Source organism: Yersinia sp. FDAARGOS_228 (genome assembly GCF_002073315.2).
Classification (GTDB): Bacteria; Pseudomonadota; Gammaproteobacteria; order Enterobacterales; family Enterobacteriaceae; genus Yersinia; species Yersinia intermedia.
The window spans coordinates 711,314-730,958 of record NZ_CP020409.2 but is presented as its reverse complement, the minus strand read 5'-3'; the positions used below and the strand labels follow the sequence as shown (position 1 = coordinate 730,958).

Genomic DNA, 19,645 nt, shown 5'->3' with positions numbered 1-19,645 from the left:
GAATCTTACATAGGAATAAAACAGATGTGTGGAATTGTTGGCGCAGTAGCGCAACGTGATATCGCTGAGATTCTGATCGAAGGTTTACGTCGTCTTGAATATCGTGGCTATGACTCTGCTGGTTTAGCAGTGGTTGATGCTGAAGGTAATATGACGCGTTTACGTCGGGTGGGTAAAGTACAGGCGCTGTCAGATGCGGCCGAAAATCAGGCTTTACATGGTGGCACCGGGATCGCACATACCCGCTGGGCTACCCATGGTGAGCCATCAGAGGCCAATGCGCACCCTCATGTTTCTGACTATATCTCTGTGGTACACAACGGCATTATTGAGAATCACGAACCTTTACGTGAATTACTAATTGGTCGTGGCTACCGTTTCAGTTCTGAAACAGATACTGAAGTTATTGCTCACTTGGTGCACTGGGAACTACAGCAAGGTGGATCTTTGCTGGAAGTGGTTAAGCGTGTTATCCCGCAATTACGCGGCGCTTACGGCACTGTCGTCATGGATAGCCGTGACCCAAGTCGTTTGGTGGCTGCACGCTCTGGTAGCCCATTAGTGATTGGTTGTGGTGTAGGTGAAAACTTTATTGCCTCTGACCAACTGGCGTTGTTACCTGTGACTCGCCGCTTCATCTTCCTGGAGGAAGGTGATGTGGTTGAAGTAACCCGCCGTAGTATCGCAATTTTTGATAAACAGGGTAATGCTATTGAGCGCCCTGAAATTGAATCTCAAGTGCAATACGATGCCGGTGATAAAGGTGTATACCGTCATTACATGCAAAAAGAGATTTATGAACAGCCAATGGCGATTAAAAATACGCTGGAAGGCCGTTTAAATCATGGTGCGATTGATTTGTCTGAACTTGGCCCGAATGCGGATGCATTATTGGCAAATGTTCAACATATTCAAATTATTGCCTGTGGTACCTCTTACAACTCAGGCATGGTTTCACGTTATTGGTTTGAATCATTAGCCGGTGTGCCTTGTGACGTAGAGATTGCGTCTGAGTTCCGTTACCGTAAATCTGCTGTGCGCCCAAACAGCCTGCTGATCACCTTGTCACAATCAGGTGAAACTGCCGATACCTTAGCTGCGCTGCGTTTATCGAAAGAGTTGGGGTATTTGGGTTCTCTGGCCATTTGTAACGTTGCTGGTTCTTCGCTGGTGCGTGAGTCAGACTTAGCGTTGATGACCAGAGCCGGTACTGAGATTGGCGTAGCATCGACGAAAGCCTTTACCACTCAGTTGACGGTATTACTGATGCTGGTGGGCCGTATTGGCAAGCTCAAGGGCGCAGATGCCAGTCTGGAGCAGAATATTGTTCATGCGTTGCAGGCTCTACCTGCCCGTATTGAACAGATGTTGTCTCTGGATAAAACCATTGAAGCACTGGCTGAAGGTTTCTCTGATAAACACAATGCCTTGTTCCTTGGTCGCGGTGATCAATACCCGATCGCGATGGAAGGTGCGCTGAAACTCAAAGAGATCTCTTATATTCATGCCGAAGCTTATGCTGCGGGTGAGTTGAAGCACGGCCCATTGGCATTGATTGATGCCGATATGCCGGTCATCGTGGTTGCGCCAAATAATGAATTGTTGGAAAAACTGAAATCCAACATTGAAGAAGTGCGTGCCCGTGGCGGTTTGCTGTATGTGTTTGCTGATCAAGATGCCGGTTTCACTGACAGTGAAGGGATGAAAATCATTCAGTTACCACATGTAGAAGAGATTATTGCGCCTATCTTCTATACCGTGCCACTACAGTTACTGTCTTACCATGTCGCGCTAATTAAAGGCACCGACGTGGATCAGCCACGTAACCTGGCAAAATCAGTCACGGTTGAATAAGCTGCGACAGATATAGCACAAAATATTGTTGGCGGATGAAATAGCCGTTAACTCGAAAAGTCCGGTTATGCTGTTTAAAAGCATACCGGATTTTTTTTATGGCCAAATCAAAACAGTCATTGTCAGAAATCGACAAAAATTACGTTGCTGGTTTTTTAGGTAGCCAACAGGTAAAAATTGTTCTGCCGATGATAATCCCTTTTCACCTGAATGTTGGCGTTACCCTTTGCGTATCATGTGGGCTAACTCAATAGCTGCCACTACTTTCAGTTTATATGTTTAAAAACAATATATTAACTGACTACACTTTAATGCCACAACGTTATTGAGAGGGTCAAGGGACATAAATAATTTCGAAAGTTGAGGTTAAATCCCTAAGTTCTTTTCTTGCCCCATCCTGATAATGAATCTGCACATCATAATGGTAGATCAGCTTTTCTTGCGGATTAAGAATGAGTTGTAAGGCCGACACTTTCACTTTTAAGGTTTTGGTGGGCTGCTCGCTGTTCAGTGCTATTGTCTGGTTGTTGATGCTGATTAGCATCTGTTCTATGGGTTTCGGGCCGGTGGGGTCATAAGCACCCTGGCTGCTGATAAACTTCAGCGTTTTGACAATCTCAACCGGGGTGGACTTATCGATAAACGGCTGGGGATTATTTTTATATTCAACCGGCATCCTGAGTTGTACCGGGATATTGTCAGGGCTGAAGCCTTCCTGTTTAACTTCCAGTTCGCCATTGAGCAACAGATGCTGTGCTGTGGTATCAAACAGCGCGTCCCAAATTTTTGCAAACTGCGCCGAGGGCAGCGTGAACGAATCAATAATGCCGCTTTGCAAGTTTACTATGGCGTTGGTCTCTTCGGTTTTTCCCGCCGGTAATGACAGCCGTAGTTTAAGGCTATGCGCACTGGAAAAAGGGATCAACTTACCCTGTGGCTGGGATTGGATAAAGGTAGTTTCGGCGTCGTTAATGCGTTGTCTGTCCACCTTGGGTAGCAAGAAATAGTCAAAGGTCACATTGAACTGAGCCACCTCTGTTGCCCCTTCTGGCGCAGAAAAGGAGATCGACAACATGGGTTTATTATTGTCATTGCTGTTACTGGCCAGTTGAAACGTATCTGGTAAATAATAAAGATAATCTTTACGAATGTTATCCTGATAATAGTTATACCAATATTGATGATATTCTATTGGTATGAGAATTAATTCCAGACGTGGATTCGGTGGCGCGATACCGCGGTAGATATAAGGATAATAATTTTCCGCAAAATAAAATATTTTAGGATCAGTAATGGTATTGAGCAGACCGGTATCAGACTTGATGGCGATCACCAGCGTGGTTTGCGCATCGTAGTTGGATAAGGCTCTTAATAACGCATCTCGCTGCTCAAGTCGGGTTAGTTTTAGTTGAGCCTGATATTGTCGTTCAGTTTTGAGTGCCACGTCCTGAAATATCATTTCATTGAATTTGCCAAACTGATTGAAATTGAGCACCACATACGGCATTTCCTGAACGTTTTTGTTGAGAAAGAAACTCAGTACCATCGTCCAACTAATGCCATCTGTTGTGGTTTCAATCTGATAGCGTATTTCGCCAGAGACATTCTCGGTACTGACCTGCGCTATCAATTCGTCGGATAATGGCGTTAGAGTTGCCCGCAATTTTCTGGTCAGATTAACGTTTTCGGTAAACTGCTGCTGCGCGTTTTCCAGAATGATTTTGTTTAGCGTGACCAGGTCATTAAGAAAGATGTTCATAGGTATCCTTCGTATCATAGAGAACAGAGCAACGCCTTAGCGCTGATAAATAGGATGAGGTCCACAGATACTGTCCATCGTGACGGCGATAGAGCGGTATTTCCCCAGCGCCACTAGCGAACTGCCATTTTTTTAACGGCGTAATAATGTCTGATAGCGCATCGATACCGATATTTTGGGCATATTCAAGTGTGGACAACCATTCAGCGGGATGGGCGTAGTAGGGGGTTAATTGGGTTATTCTCTGGTATTCGTTTTGACTCCAAACGACGGCTTTATTCAGCATGGTGATAATACGATAATAAGCCGGTAGGGTTGTACATTGTTCGCCATAAAAACGATACAGTAAAATTAGCGCATTGGTATTAACACAGCAGTCGAGCTGGCTAATTTCATTATTTTGTTTCATCCAAGTGTGGAAGGTTTGACATTCAGCCCATTGATGCTGCAGTTCGGCAAGTCGGGCATCAACCTTCTGTAACTGATAACCATTCATCTCAATCAGCGTTAGGCGAACAGCGTCAGGCGAAATACGGCCAAATTTGTACAACATTTCGGTAATTATCGCCGTGTCATCAATATCGGCGTCAATCATCTGGCCGTTCATCCACCGGGGATGAGCGTGACGAGGCCAGAAACTGAAATGACCGGGGCGAGTTTCACAAGTAGCGAGAAAATCCAGCGCGCGATCGATATAGGGGGCCGTTTGCTCGGTGTAGTCGAGTGTCCTTAATACCTGAGCAGTGACAAAAGCATTGGCGTCCTGATGCCACTGGCCGTCGGGTGTTCTGACACTGGACAGGAACGCCCCGTTTTCTGACTGCTGTTGCTGGAGGATCGCGGCTAGCGATATATCGCGCGGCAGTGGCGGGCTACGGTCTGGTAGGGAAACCTCGCGCCAAAGGTCGTTCTGCGGGCTGAAGGTACAACTGATGCCGCACCTTGCCTGTGCATCAACCGTAAAGCCGATGACATTAAACTGAAGAGGCACATTCTCCTTGAGCAACGCTTGTAGCAGTGGCATGGGCTGTGCCACGTGCTGCAATAGTTCATCAATCTTGATGGCAGCCTGCGCGTTGCCACCTAAAAAGCGCGGCGCCATAGTAAACAGGCTAAAACTTTCCAACTGGTGTTGATGGTTATAGACCAGGCTGAAACCATAGGTGGTGGCGGGGAATTCATCTGGATTAGGCATGTTAGTTAATACCTGCCTGAGCAGCGCGGCCAGCGGAGGAAACCCACGTTCAGTACCAAATAACCGCATAACGTTGGCGATGTCTGCCAGCGTTATTTCTGCGCTGTGCCACTGATAATAATATTCAGTTGGCGTGTCAGGATTATCTGGGTAATAGCCAATCATCAACAGCGATAGTCCGGCTGCGGTTAACTGATGCAGGGGATAATCACTATTGGCGTGATTTAGCGGGGAGGCATATAGGGCGAGTAATGCTTGATTGCTTGGTGGAACTTCGGAATAAACTTTGGTTTTAACGCCGCCAGCGGTATATTTCCGTCCCAACCATGAGCCAAATTTTAGCGCCTGGGTAGGTGTATCTGGCCGTTGTATCCGGGCAATGTGTGCGAAGCAGGATGCGGCAGGCGCAGACGAGTCTGACGAGGCATGCGGGTAATTTTCCGCACTGAAGGCTCCAATATCACGTCTCTGGGTGGATAACGGAAGAAAAGTATCAAACGTGCAAGCCACAGCCTGCGGTTTTATGCTGGATGTCGTGAACTCCAGTGGACTACCGTTATAGGCCAATAGACTGGTATTAAATGCCGCAGATAGCAGCCCCGACGCTATCCGTTTTTGGCTAAAACGGTGAATGTCGGGTAATAGTGCGCCTGCTAAATCCGGCACATGATGGCATAAAGTGGTTACCAGGGCGTCCAATGCCGCTGGTAACACCGCAACGCGTTCAACCATGATTATTTCCGTAACTCATACCGGAATAACGATGGCTGGTGGATTATCTGTACCGTCGACCAACCGGGTATGCCCGCCGACCTCAAGATAAGTAATCGTATAATGAACCGTCCAGGGTTTCTCTGTTAGGCAGCGATACTTGAAGGTTTGCACCTTGGTTTTATCGGGGTTAAAGGAGAACTTTTTGGTTTTCTTTTGTCCTTTGTCATCAAGATAAGTGAGTTCAACCAGCACCTGATTGTATTTATCCCAGGAGAACTGGCGATCGAGGAAAATATCAATTTCATTGAAAGTGAGTAAATTGTTTGGATCGAGACCGATGGTGGTAGACGCGGTTTTGAATTTTGACTGATAGCTGCTGTTACCTTCCCAGCCGGAGCTGCTTGCGGATTTAAAGATAAATTCGCCTTGAAGATCGAATAATTCATTTTTGTCTTTGCTTCTGGCAATATTTTTCCGCCATTCTTTACCGTCCTCGGTAAAGGCATCACTGGTATAGATATTGTTATTGTAGCTGGCTTGAAATGCTGCCGCTTTGATACCGAACTCTTCAAAGCCATCTGGGCCGAAGATTTGCAGTTCGATTTTCTGAAAGAACGGATCATTGACGTTTACTTCAATAAAATAAGGTTTCTCTTTTTGGGCTTTTAACGTGTCGGTGCCGATAAAGTTTTGTGGCACGGCGGCCTGAGTAATCGCTTTTGATGAAGTGTAGTTAAAGGATAAGGTTTTATGCTCGGTAATGTTGACCACTTTCAATTCCAACGATGCGCAGGGGAAAAGACCGCCTTTCCCTTTTTCATCTTTACTGCCGATCAATGATTCCAGAATGGAAGCGCTGGCCGATTTTGCCTGCTCATTACTTTCTGCGTTTGGTTTAATGGTTGCATTGAAAAACATCTTTAGTAGTTCTTCTTTGACAAACTGTAATGCCCAATCTTTTTCTTTGGTTGCCTCGTCGCTGGGCATACTTTCGGTCACTTTAATAACGAGTTTTTGATCTTGCTCCAGTTTCTTAATTACGCTATCAAAGCCGAGCCAAAAACTTGCCGGTGTCTCGACTGGGATAGGGATATTAATGCCAAACTTGGCACCGAATTCCTTATAAACGCTGTCAAATTCGGCGGTAACATCCACTTTCAATGCCGGGGTGATACCGGTATAAGTGAGGTTGTAAGCCACTGCCGCTGGTGCCTGCGCTTGATTAAACGCAGCTTCCAGAATAACCGCCTGTTGTGGCGTCAGTTTGGCACTGAAAATGGCGGTGTTATTACCAAACAGGCTAGAGCTTTGTGCGCTAATCAACTGGCCGTTGGCATTTTGTGCATCCAGAACAAAAAAGTTCACAGTACCGTTATTAAACGGTACTGGCGCTTTACGGGCATTTTGCGGCTTGATCTTCAGTTTATTCAGGTAATCGGTAAACGCGGTATTGAGTTCGCCTTCATCGACGGCAGTATTGACCTCAAAGTTTATGTACCCGCCCTGTTGGTTGGCGTCATCACCGGTGTATTTAATTAATGAAAATACCGGTTTTCCATCGCGTACGGCAATATGAATATCACCGGGCAAATACCAAAATTGGTTTTCATCTGAATCATCAGAAAAAAACGTGATGTTTTTAATCGTGGCGGTTTTTTCTCTCAGTAATAACATGATATTTCCTCATGGTCAGTTAGTAATATCGATCTGTTCTTCATCGGTAATGAGTTTTTTATTTTCAACGCCGCCATCATTATCAATAATCATGATGTCGAGATTAATAAACAGCAACGTCGGGTCGGGTTGGTCTGCGCTAAATAATTCAGGCTCTGACTGGTTTTCAGAGAAATAAAATGCTTCCTTTAACGAGCTCATAGAGAATTGGTTATAGCAATAAGTCACATTGACTAAAACCTGTGTGATTTTTTCCCAGTCGAACACTGGGATGATTTTCAGCGTTCTTTGTTTATAGAGCCGTGAAGATATGCTGACATCCTGGCTGGTGGGCTGGTCTAACCTTACTGGAATATGGGGAGTGTTAGTTCTAGTACTATATTCTTTGATTACCGAAAAATTATAACATTCAGGATCTGGCAGCATGACGCTGTATTCTTCCGACGGTTTTTTCTCGGTAATGTGGAAATTTTTTGACGTGCTGTTTTCTTTGTTTTCAATATGGGTACAGGTGATATTTACCAATATTGATGTATACCATGCCCAGTTGAATTTTTTTTCTGTGGCAATAACGAAATGATAACGGCTATATAACGATTCAATGTCTAGAAAAATTTCGGTTAAGGATGTGCTCAGGATGGCTGAACTGGCAGACATCACACCACCGACCGGATGGTTAAAATATAATGTGAACTGATACTCCACCGGCCAGGACATTTTTTTTGTTACAGGGTCGATAATGGCGGAAACATGGAACGTTTTGGCCGCCATATTATTTCTGGAGAAAACTAACGGGGACCGCGTGGTGCCATAAGTCAAATTGAGCGCCACCAATTGAATATTCTCGTCTAACTCTGGTGTCAGCAGTTGAACTTTTATGGTGCGGTAAGCGAAAAAATCATCCTGAAGCTCGTGATAGCTTACGACGTCGATGGCATCATAATGGCTCTGGCTGACCAATGTGGCAAAAAGCGCTTGAGGATAGAGAGATCGCCGCACTACCGTGGTTTCGGTGATTCTGGCACTGAGCGTGCGTTTATCAATATCTTTAACTGAGATGTTTTGTAATTGGAAACCAAATTTAGGCGCGGGGGCCGTTTTTATTTGACCAAATACTGGGGTGAAAAATTCGCAAGTCAGGATAGTGCTCAATTCAGCCGTGGCTTGTCTCATATAATGGTCGGGATTGGTATTTCTTGCCTTGATAGTAACTAGCTTTTTACTGATTAAGGTTTCGGAAATATCATCAATATTAAAAGAAAAAATCAGTGCATTAAAACCGAATGAGATTTTCAGATATTCATATACTTGATCCCATTGGGCATCAAGCTCAAAGGTTGAGGGGGGTAACTGTTGCAGGTAGTCGATTTTGTAACTAACGGCAATTGGTGCCGATTCCGGTTGCTGAAGCAGCGCGACGATCCGCTGAATATCATTCGCGTCAGTCAGTGCAGCCATGATGTAGCAAAATTGATTATTCCCCAGCGAGGTGTGATTCAGCAGTTGAGGCATAGCTTGTGGAATACAGAGCGTGGCAGTGCTGGCAATAATTTGTAAGGGGAGCAGGGTCGCGTCCGGCGGAATATCGGGATTATCCCGCGCCGCTGCCTGTGCAGCAGCCATACTGCTGTTCAGCTGCGTCTGCAATGAGAGTATTGCGTAGTAAGTCGTCGGCTGTGCGGTGGCGCTGCTCCTGAATATTTGGTAATGCACTTCGGGAATAGCCTGCTCATTCACCAAAATACTGGGCGCCAACGCGCTATAATAATAAACTTGGCTACCTGGCATTGCATTAATAAAACCGATAGTTTGTTCCGTTATTCTGTTATCCATGGGGTTGTCCATGTTGAATAAAAAACAATCAACCGAGCATCGGTCATCAATGTAATGACCGATGCCCTGCCTATCCAATAGTGATGAATACTGTTCATCACCGCCTCAACGGGAGGACCGGTTCAGAGGCAGCATGTCTGGCCGCCGCTACACCAGAAGAATGACGGGCCTTAACACTTCACCACCACCGCGACTGATGAACCGGTTACCTTGCCCTCAATTGGCTTGGGATCGCGCTCATCATTGTAAATAATGGTACCGCTGTAGGTGATTTCAGGAATGTCATCTGTGCCATCGGGTAAAAACTCGAAGGTAAGGTCGCGGCGGGTGGAGGCATCCACGAGATCTTTTTCTTCCAGATTAATCGATTGAGTCTGTTTAAACTTGTAGGTCTTATAGTTCACCATCATGTCGAAGATAATAATGAGTACATCTTTCTTCGGTGCGATGAAAAATATGGAGTAGGTCGTTTTCCTCGGTAAGGCATTCATTATTTGAATCTGGTTAGCACGGGTGCCACCATATCCGGGTAATTGCGGAGATGGTTCAATACCTGGTTCGATGTAAGTAAAATTACCACCATCACGGGTATAATAATTAGTGGTGAAATAAATGGGATTCTCTGGCTTCATGCCTACTGGATAAATAAAAGGTTTTGGCTGCGTGGAAACATTCAATACCTGAGTATCGCTTTTTAATTCTACGCCATGTGCTGGATCGGAATATTGGGCTTTCAATAGTACCTGGCTGAATGTTTCCCATGCCTGCGCATCAAGTAACGAATCAATTTGTGCGTAGACAATACCGCATTGTGCCATGTTGATATATTGAACCAGACTATCAATTACATCTATTTTACCTGAATGATAGGGTTTTGAATGCAACCCTGAGAAATTCACCGTATATGAATAGCTGTAGGTTCGCCCCAGTTTTTTATCAATATACCATTTCTCAGTTTTTTGCGGCGCAGTGTTTTTTCTGTCGAAGCGGAGTGTGCTGACATGATTATCATCATATTTTGCGATAACAATAATATTCTCAATATCATATTTATCCAGATCCTGACTGACATAAAATTCCGGCTGAATAAACTGAAAGAAGGGATCATCAAGATCGTATTCTTTGAAATAGTCATCGACCTTCTCAGCACCAACAATAGAGAGAATGGACGGCAACTGAGTCTGCGGCGCGATGGAAAAAGGAACAACACGGTTTTCTTCATATACGCGGGTGAAATCCTGCGTGTTTTTCAGACTTTCTTTAAATTTATCAAAACTGCCCGCATCGTTCAGTAAATCCATACTCATATCCAGCCCAGTTTGGGTAGACAATATTTGTTGAAGTTGTGCTTGTCCCCAGTCCTCGAAGGTTTTTATCCAAGCGCTATATTGGTCATCTTTCATGCCCATTTCTTTCGCGCTGAGGCTGGTAATAACAGTGACCTTGGCGGCCCCTTTCTCGGAAAATTCACGGGTGATTTCTTTTTCATCCGCAGACCAGGTATGGCGGGTAATGGTCTGCGCCACTTCTTTCATTTTCGTACTGTTGTAGGTGACAATAACTTTTACTGCCGGCAGAGAAGCATCCAACGTGAAGTTATAACGAATCCCGACGCTGGCATTACTTGGCGTTCCTTTTAATACATTCTCAAATAGGGTTGCTCCCAGCCCCGTTAGCGACATGCTAAATACAGTATCGTTATTCCCCAACCCAGAGGGACTCAGTGGCGTGGGTACCTGGCAGTAAAATACTTTGTCCTCATTGATGATCAACGAGGCTTGCGCTGAGGTATAGCGGGGCTGGCGCAATTCTATTTTTCGCGCCCCATCGGGCATCAATTGACCGAGAAATTGATCGTCACCCGCATCAGGGTTATAAGCGAGTATATATTTTTTTGCTTGCTCTTCGGTTAATCCAGCATTTTGAAAAGCTTTAATTTTGGCATCTTGATTGGCTTTATTGGTTGGATCGGAATTAAATACTTTTTCAGCCTTAATATACTGGACAATAAGTTTTGATTTCGCTAAAAGTTGCGGTGATATCCCATTGTAAAGCTGAGCTTTTATTTTGTCAGCTTCGCTTTCTGTTGGTACAGGAAGTTTAACGGTAAACTGTGCATATCCGCCTTGTTGTTCTTCTTTACGATATTTATAGAATAAGAAGTCAGGCTTGTTTTCCTGACCAGAAAATATTGGGGTTTCAGGAATAACATAAAAAATATTTTTATCTTCGCTATCGCCATAGCAGGTATAGGTATATACCTTGACGCCTAAGTGTTCTTTGGTCTCTATTTTAATCGAATGCTGGATTGCCGTGGTTAACATAGCTTATTCCTCTTAACTCATGGTTATTTTTTGTATTGAAGTTCAATACGGAGTGAGGCCGACTGCTGTACACCTGAATCGTAATTTCTGCTTATAAATGACGACGTTTTTCCCTGCCAGTGGTATTCAATACGACCATTCAAGCTATTTGACTGGGTATTGAGTAACCAAGTGGTTTGCCACTGTTGATCGGAAAATGAAAAATTAAAGGTAGCGCGTTTGGCCTGGCCATCTGGGACGTAATTGGCACTGCCAGAAATCGTCTTAAAATCAGATTGTAAGTGGCGGGCATCAAAGGTCACTTCATGAAACCCGATATCCTGAACGGTCAGGTTGATGTCTGCTTGCCACTGGCGCGTGATATTAATGAATGAATAGTCGGAAAAGGTGACCTTGATATTAATCTCATTCACGCGACTATCGGCGGTGATGGTGAGCGGAGGAAAGTTTGGCCACTGCATGGGGGCTTTTTTATCCGCCCACGTCAATTCAATCGACATAATCGTAAACTTGCTGGCATTGAAATCCAGGCTGACTTTGCAGGTATGCTGTTTTCCCGGATCGTCAGGTTGTTTTCGTTGAGGCTCAGGCAACGGTGAAGAGTCATAGGAAATCAGTTTATTGGCGATAAAGCCGCTGAATAGCGTTGCGATATCCTGTTCGTCGATCAGTTCATAAGATTGGGGCAGGCTGCTTTCGTAAGAAAAATCATAGTCAACTTTGGTGGGTATCTCATCAATATGCGAGATGTTGGCGAGCGTATTACTGAGGATGCTGGCAGCGAGATCGACCAGATTTTTTCTCACGGTCTCTTTGGTCTGCGGCGACGGGGTATTTTTAAACTCCTCGTCCAGCACGACGACACCAGCAGTAATTTGCTTGTCGAGTAGCTGCGCAATAGCCTCTGGTGTGCGGGTTTTAGTGTTAAAAGCCAGTATCAGAAACTGCCGCCAGTCGCTGTTGAGACGGGCATTAACCGTAGTGCTTACCGTGAATTGTGTGTGGGTGGCAAGAAAAACCCGCTTCGCGTCGCCCTGTATGGCCTCAGTCAACTCTATCCCTTCCGAATGGGTGGTCGACATAGAGTTTCCTTCAAACTCAACCAGATAGGTGGAGTCACCCCGCGGCTCTTGAAAGCGCAAGAAGATCGCTGTCTTCGCAGTACACTGCTCAAGGGTGATGTTACCGCCTGAGTGGGAGATATGTGTCTGAATATATTGTTGTATAGCTTGGGTATTGAGAGGAACTAGCGGTGTAATCAGGATGACGAGGCCGCCTGCCGGACTGGTGGTGAGGTGAAAACCACTGGTTTTATTTCCCCGATCGTCATGAACGATTTCAGGCGTGAAGCAGCCATAGGTATAGTTGTTGGGCGCGCATCGCTGATCGTGAAAGACGAAAGCGCGATCAAGCAAAAAAAAGGACGCCAGATTTTTTTCAGGATTTAATGGTTCAGTCTTCATTTTCAACCTCAAAAGTAATGGTTTGATTGCCCGTCACATAGTCCGACCATTGACCGTTACTGGTTTTATAACGAAACCCTGCCGAGTAAATTGACGTGACATTCCATTGATATTCATAGCAATTATCCTGATGAGTAAACGTGTGGTCACGCGTTTGCGTTTCGCCCTGAGCTTGAAATCGTAACGTGCCATAGCGGATGCCAGTGGCAAACCGGGCGATAATGATGGCGTGCTGCGCACCGAACTGAGGAAAGCTATAAACACCGAGGGTAGCTGACTGGGTGATTGGCATATCGAGCACCACTGAGGCGGCGCTATCGTTATCCCAGGCGGTCACCTTGGCATAGGCGTCACGTCCCGTTATCGGATAACTGAAACAGGGCGAAGCCAGCGTGAGTTCAAAGGGTTCCGACAGGCTAGCGGAATAGTAGTGGCCTGTGAGTTTACTGTGTTGTGCGAATGTCGGATCGATATTCAGGGTCAGGAACTGACAAGGGAAGCTGGAATAATCCAGCGTCAGTATTTTGTTATTGCTGGTTCGTTGCTCGGTGACGAGAGAGAGATATCCATTGGCGGTTGGGTAGTTAACGCGAATATGGTACTGGTATTCACCATTCAAACTGAATGTATTATTAATAAATGTGAAAGCCAAATAACTCTGATTGGGCATCAATAGCAGGGTTTGCTGTTGTTCCGAAGGATAAAGCTCACCCGGTGGTAAAATGATTTGTATATCAATAAACGCCCCGTCTTTAAGACCCTGTGGGAAAGCGTAAAGGATGTTAATCCGCAGGTTACCGTCTGGCAGCGCAGGTGCGGTTATCTGGTGGATAACCTGTTCGGGAGCCTCTTTGGCAATTTGTTGTGCCATGGCAAAGGGATCCAGTAAAAAGCAGATGGGGCGCCGGGTTAGCTCAACGCGTTTTAAATCAATTATCAGGCGGCGCTGTTTCTGGGGGAGCAACAGACAAATATAAGTAGTATTGGTATTGGCGTTACCGATATAGGGCGATCCCAACGTGTTGAACAGACGATCAAGCAGAGCCTGCGCGAATAACAGCGCTTCTGCCGGGTTGGTCGAGGAGAAGGCTGGCGATATCAGCAGCGGTAGCCGGGATAGATTTTCGTACACGTACTGAGTAAGCAACACGTAGGGAAACGCAATCCGGTTGTTGGACGCAGGTTTGGCGTCTTTAACATTGGCCGCTAATTCGGCGATTAACTGGCCGGGATCGCAATCTAGTGTGTAGTTCAGCCGTGGCGATACACCCTCGACAAAACCATCGATACGGGCATTAAAGCCAACAATATTGTCCAGCAACGTTTTTTTCATCAGTTGCGTGGTATCTGCATCAAGCGAGATCAGAAATTGAATCGACTGCGCCGAATACCAGGTTGGGTCGTAATCCTGATGGGTTAATGCTGAATCATGGTCAGGTGGTGAACGGAAACCGAGCTTATAAGGGATAACCGGCAAACCTTGGATAGCTTTGCCGGGGTGCTGGCGATTGAATGCCTCAAGTGCGCTGCCGCTGGTAAATTGTAGCTCGGCGGTAAAATCAAGGTCACCGTAGATTATGTTGTTGCTTAGGCTAAGGATTATATCCAGCGCAAAGGCCAGCGGATCACCGACAATCAGGGCGAAGGGTTCTGGATACAAATAGTAGACATCTGGCTGCTGGCAGACGGCAACGACGCGCAGCCTGTCATCGGTGATGATTTGCTGAAAATCAGGATAACCAATAAACATATCAATCATTTACCTTATGGTTTTAATATGGTTTTGATAATCCTGACGCCATTCTTCCGGTAGCTGGTTTAGGATATTCACCGAGCGATGGTGGTACGCCTCTTCGTAGTGATACTGCATCGTGCTATCACCAACTAGCACACCAGCGGCATACATGGTGCTGTTACTTTCTGTCAGATCTTTGATGGGGTCATCAGTGGAAAGGTGCAGGTTGTACACCTCAATCTCACCGTGTTGTTTGTTGATACGGTTGATACCACAGTCACTCTCTGGGGTTAGCAGTCGACTGGTTAGGGTCAATTCACTCGCCAGTTCCACACCGGTGGTAGTGCAAAAGGGGTGGCCCAGGCTGGTTATTAGGGTTTTGAGTTGGCCGCAGCTATTCCTGACTTCAATTTCAAGATAGTTTTGCTCCGCACCGGTAATCACATCTTCCACTCTTAACGCTCGCCCATCCTGCGATTGCACCCATTCGCCAATAAGGATGTCGTCAATGGCTTTTTCTTTACCATCCTGCATTAAAATGGGGGTGCCTTTACCTAAACAACCATAGGTAATTTGCATGGGTTTTAGCGTGTTGGTATTTAAAAAGCGTTGTTCAGGATCGAACTGACCGGGAGCATTGGTGATAAAACTGGCCACACTTGCGCCTTCAATTTGTAATGTCACTTTAAAGATATAATAAACCCGCTCACCGGACTCAAAATCGGGGCGTTTGAATTTAAGCCAGTCTAGATCCCAAGATAAAACGTTGCCGTTAATTCGGGTTTTGGCGTCGTCAAAAAAATTAAAGTTACTGGCTGGGGTGATCGGATCGCCACCCTGCCGTTCGCGTACCAGATAAATTGAGTTATAAGCGTTTATTGGCTTGCCATTATTTAAATCAATATTGCCGAAGTAGGTTACGCTACCTTTTATCGGTACGGTGACATTGCCGTCAAAACTATTAAAGTAGTCACAGTCGTTTTCCTTACGGGCCAGACAGATTTTTATCAGATTATTTTTATTTAGATCAGCAGGTGAATCATTTTGAATTAATTTTGGGTAACTTTGTGTTGTAACAATTTCTGCCCCGTAAACTGTCTGGTTATTCACCGTTTGGGCAAAGGTATAGATGATATTAACTGGATAGCGGGTTTGTTTTAAACTGGCTGGGAAGGTGCCATCAGCCTGAATAGGGCAATTGGCAGTGTAAATATAGTTCTTTTTACATTGCACAGTTCCCGTCGGGCTGCCTGATTCGTCAAAGATACCTAAGGTTTGCGTGATGTTTACGGCTGATACCGGTAGCGAACCAATGGCATTTGCTGAAAATGTTTGCCCATCAGTAGAGTCCAGGCTGACGATGCTGTGTACCTGTTGTGCGCTATCGCTATCCCCCATCGCCAGTGAGCTGACGGCATGTCTAGCCAGTTTGTTATTTACCCAAAGCTGACTGAAGTTGGGATAACGAACCAGACTGACACCTGCTAGTGCCAGTTGAATATCATAGAATTTTACCAGCAGCGGATCGTTGGTATTAATTATAAATACACCGGTGTTTGCATATTTATTAATTACACTGCTAATAATATTATTTTCAGAGAAACTATTTTTTCCTGAGGGCTGCGTTGCAGGTTGCATAATATCATTTCCCAATGAGTGAGCTGTGTTTATCTATACGAAAATTTTCTAAAGCATGGGGCGTTTTATAGAATATAGAGACAACTATTCAGCGTAATAAAACAAGGAATTGGCTTAGTAAATCAAAAGCATTGACTGAAAATTTATATTTTCTATCTTTCGCATTCTTCCAGTTTTAGTAGGTAGCCGCGCTTGTTACTCATCCTGTCCGCGAGTCTGGCCCGGAAAGAGCCAGTCCGTTGTTAAGAAAGAGATATTTCCCCCTGAGACTATAGCTTTTTTGTGTGTAATATTGAGAATTTATTAAAATGGTGAAGGTGTTCAATAGAATAAATTAATACAGAGTTACTTAGCATCATAACCTTAGAAAATAATGTTAGCAGCAATGCAAAAAAAAACCACTGGGGGAAATAAATAATAGAGTGGGCCGTCTGGAAAAGTGTGCACCGTAGGATGGTGATGAGAATGAAAAATAGGCTTTATATTCGTATTTTTATTGAGTTTCCTCTCCTTATTTCCGTTATCTTACGTTTACTCATCCAACTTGTTGAATATCCCCAGCGCTGAGAATAAATACAGCATCATTCAATTGAATTTATTCATTAATATAATGGATTAAACGTGATAAAAACGACGTTATTTTATCAGAAACGATTTCTGCGTATTTTGTGGTTAAAATCACAAAAATGGCTGTGTTAACGACCAAATAAACCGCTGACTGCGATAATGGTGTCTAAGAATCGAGCTTTATTATGCGCTTTTCTTTTACATAAATTCGATGTTGGTTGCTTTGCTATGACGACACGGCTTGCGATGTACGATTTGGCTAAGGTGGCTATGCGCGTGAGAAATATCTCCGCCGGCCCCCGGTTGCTTTCAGACTTTGAATAGTGGTCAATCACGGTCACAACTGAAATTCTCACGAATAAAAAGATAAAAAATCACGCTAATATAATGATAAATAATGATTTTGTTTTAACTCTGTTGGCTTGTCATATAACTGTAATATTACGTACATTTTTCTGTCATTAAACTGTCCTATTTTCCCTCCTGCACCATACTTAATCTGATGAAACAATTTATACACTTTGTACTTGAAGTTGCAGCGTTGTCAGCTTGGTTCGTTAGTCGGCTCATCCTGCAATACCAAGTTCTTTGGTATAGAGTTAATTCTAATATCCCATTAGGAGGGATTATGAAACTGATGCGTACCACCGTAGCCAGCATTGTGGCAGCGACTTTATCTATGACCACTGTGTCCGCGTTCGCTGCTGCAAGCCTGACAGGTGCAGGTGCGACATTCCCCGCGCCGGTGTATGCCAAGTGGGCAGATTCTTATCAGAAAGAAACAGGTAACAAAGTTAACTATCAAGGGATCGGTTCTTCAGGCGGCGTGAAACAAATCATTGCTAATACTGTTGATTTCGGTGCTTCTGATGCGCCTTTAGCGGACGATAAACTGGCTGCTGAAGGTTTATTCCAATTCCCAACAGTGATTGGCGGTGTGGTGCTGGCCGTGAATATCCCTGGTATCAAATCTGGTGAACTGACCTTAGACGGTAAAACACTGGGTGATATTTATCTGGGTAATGTGAAAAAGTGGAATGACCCGGCGATTGTTAAATTGAATCCGGGCGTTAAATTACCGGACCAAAATATTGCAGTGGTGCGCCGTGCTGATGGTTCTGGCACTTCATTCGTTTTCACCAGCTATTTAGCTAAAGTGAACGCGCAGTGGAAAGAGAAAGTGGGTGCCGGCTCAACGGTTAACTGGCCGACTGGTTTAGGTGGCAAAGGTAATGATGGTATCGCGGCATTTGTTCAGCGCCTGCCAGGTGCCATTGGTTATGTGGAATACGCTTACGCCAAACAGAATAACCTGGCTTACACCAAACTGGTTTCAGCCGATGGCAAACCGGTCAGCCCAACAGAGCAAAGCTTTAGCGCTGCGGCCAAAGGTGTAGACTGGAGCAAAACGTTTGCTCAAGACTTAACCAACCAGAAAGGTGGTGAGGTTTGGCCAATTACCTCAACGACTTTCATTTTGGTGCACAAAGAGCAGAAAAATGCGGCTAAAGGCACTGAAGTATTGAAGTTCTTTGATTGGGCATACAAAAACGGTGCTGAACAAGCTAATGCACTGGATTACGCCACATTACCAAAAGAAGTGGTTGAACAGGTTCGTGCGGCCTGGAAAACCAATGTAAAAGACAGCAGCGGTAAGCCAATCTTCTGATTGAGGTTAGTTTTTCCTGTAATCGGTTATTTATAAGGTTATACCCTAAATAATTCGAGTTGCAGGAAGGCGGCAATTGAGCAACAAATTGGTTGTAAACCATTTTGAACAGCTCCTGCGCTGGTCTGTAGGGTGAGCCTCTGATGAGGCTCATAATCCCCAGGTGGCCTCGCAGAGGCGAAGCCCATTGGACGGGCCGAGTAACGAAAGCAGCCAACGCATATGCAACTTGAAGTATGACGGGAAGGATGAGAAGAGAGTCTATGGCTGATTACAAGCCGACTACCAAAGCACCGAGCAAATACGGTGACATCATTTTCAGCGCGCTGGTTAAACTGGCTGCGCTGATTACGCTATTTCTGCTGGGCGGCATTATCATTTCATTGATTGTTGCTTCCTGGCCAAGTATTCAAAAATTTGGTTGGGCTTTTCTGTGGACCAAAGAATGGGATGCCCCGGCTGAGCAGTTTGGTGCATTAGTGCCGATTTACGGTACGGTTGTCACCTCTGTTATCGCCTTACTTATTGCGGTCCCCGTCAGTTTTGGTATTGCCCTGTTCCTGACTGAGCTGGCCCCTAACTGGCTAAAACGCCCACTGGGTGTGGCTATCGAACTATTAGCGGCTATCCCCAGTATTGTTTACGGGATGTGGGGTTTGTTTGTTTTCGCTCCCTTATTTGCCCGCTATTTCCAAGAACCCGTCGGCAATGTGATGTCTGGTATCCCGATTGTGGGGGTGTTGTTCTCAGGCCCGGCATTCGGTATTGGTATTCTGGCTGCAGGTGTCATCCTGGCCATCATGATTATTCCTTACATTGCAGCGGTTATGCGCGATGTGTTTGAACAAACCCCGGTGATGATGAAAGAGTCAGCTTATGGCATTGGCTGTACCACCTGGGAGGTTATCTGGCGCATTGTGTTGCCTTACACCAAAAACGGTGTGATCGGCGGTGTGATGCTAGGCCTGGGGCGCGCTTTGGGTGAAACCATGGCTGTAACCTTTATTATCGGTAACACCTACCAACTCGACAGTTTCTCACTCTTCATGCCGGGGAACAGTATCACCTCCGCGTTAGCGAATGAGTTTGCTGAAGCTGAGTCCGGTTTACATACCGCAGCGTTGATGGAGTTGGGTCTGATATTGTTCGTGATTACCTTTATCGTGCTGGCTTTATCTAAGTTAATGATTTTGCGTCTGGCTAAGAAAGAGGGGCGCTAA

General features: G+C 45.1%; 11 protein-coding genes. 3 read left to right on the top strand and 8 right to left on the bottom strand.

The genetic code is table 11. The features are described 5' to 3' along the window. The first annotated feature begins 24 nt into the window (after window positions 1–24). Window positions 25–1,854: a glutamine--fructose-6-phosphate transaminase (isomerizing) gene (gene glmS / locus A6J67_RS03285; RefSeq protein ID WP_042568855.1), complete on the top strand. Its 1,830-nt coding sequence runs from the start codon at window positions 25–27 to the stop codon at window positions 1,852–1,854. Between the two features lie 334 nt (window positions 1,855–2,188). Here the strand turns inward: glmS and A6J67_RS03280 are convergent, their stop codons facing one another. From A6J67_RS03280 to A6J67_RS03245, 8 genes are all read right to left on the bottom strand, one after another. Continuing rightward, window positions 2,189–3,613 (bottom strand): hypothetical protein, encoded by a 1,425-nt coding sequence (locus A6J67_RS03280; RefSeq protein ID WP_032906713.1) that lies wholly within the window; start codon window positions 3,611–3,613, stop codon window positions 2,189–2,191. Next, a complete protein-coding gene (locus A6J67_RS03275; RefSeq protein ID WP_050297633.1) occupies window positions 3,597–5,540 on the bottom strand; it encodes a hypothetical protein in 1,944 nt (647 codons plus the stop codon). Before A6J67_RS03275 ends, A6J67_RS03280 begins: the two co-directional genes overlap by 17 nt. Window positions 5,541–5,555: 15 nt before the next feature. Continuing rightward, window positions 5,556–7,196, bottom strand: a complete 1,641-nt coding sequence (locus A6J67_RS03270; protein ID WP_042568852.1) for a hypothetical protein — start codon at window positions 7,194–7,196, stop codon at window positions 5,556–5,558. 15 nt (window positions 7,197–7,211) lie between these two features. Next, window positions 7,212–9,029, bottom strand: coding sequence for a hypothetical protein (locus A6J67_RS03265; RefSeq protein ID WP_050297634.1), 1,818 nt, complete (start codon window positions 9,027–9,029; stop codon window positions 7,212–7,214). A gap of 170 nt (window positions 9,030–9,199) precedes the next feature. Beyond that, window positions 9,200–11,353, bottom strand: a complete 2,154-nt coding sequence (locus A6J67_RS03260; protein ID WP_005186712.1) for a hypothetical protein — start codon at window positions 11,351–11,353, stop codon at window positions 9,200–9,202. A 23-nt stretch (window positions 11,354–11,376) separates the two neighbouring features. Continuing rightward, window positions 11,377–12,816: a hypothetical protein gene (locus A6J67_RS03255; protein ID WP_050087244.1), complete on the bottom strand. Its 1,440-nt coding sequence runs from the start codon at window positions 12,814–12,816 to the stop codon at window positions 11,377–11,379. Then, window positions 12,806–14,566: a hypothetical protein gene (locus A6J67_RS03250; protein ID WP_050297666.1), complete on the bottom strand. Its 1,761-nt coding sequence runs from the start codon at window positions 14,564–14,566 to the stop codon at window positions 12,806–12,808. Before A6J67_RS03250 ends, A6J67_RS03255 begins: the two co-directional genes overlap by 11 nt. Window positions 14,567–14,575: 9 nt before the next feature. Beyond that, window positions 14,576–16,189, bottom strand: coding sequence for a Hint domain-containing protein (locus tag A6J67_RS03245; protein ID WP_042568849.1), 1,614 nt, complete (start codon window positions 16,187–16,189; stop codon window positions 14,576–14,578). A gap of 1,195 nt (window positions 16,190–17,384) precedes the next feature. Between A6J67_RS03245 and pstS the strand changes: the two genes are divergently transcribed. Further along, a complete protein-coding gene (pstS, locus tag A6J67_RS03240) occupies window positions 17,385–18,425 on the top strand; it encodes a phosphate ABC transporter substrate-binding protein PstS (protein ID WP_005186722.1) in 1,041 nt (346 codons plus the stop codon). A 263-nt stretch (window positions 18,426–18,688) separates the two neighbouring features. Further along, entirely contained in the window at window positions 18,689–19,645 is a 957-nt protein-coding gene (gene pstC / locus A6J67_RS03230) for a phosphate ABC transporter permease PstC (RefSeq protein ID WP_005186724.1), read from the top strand.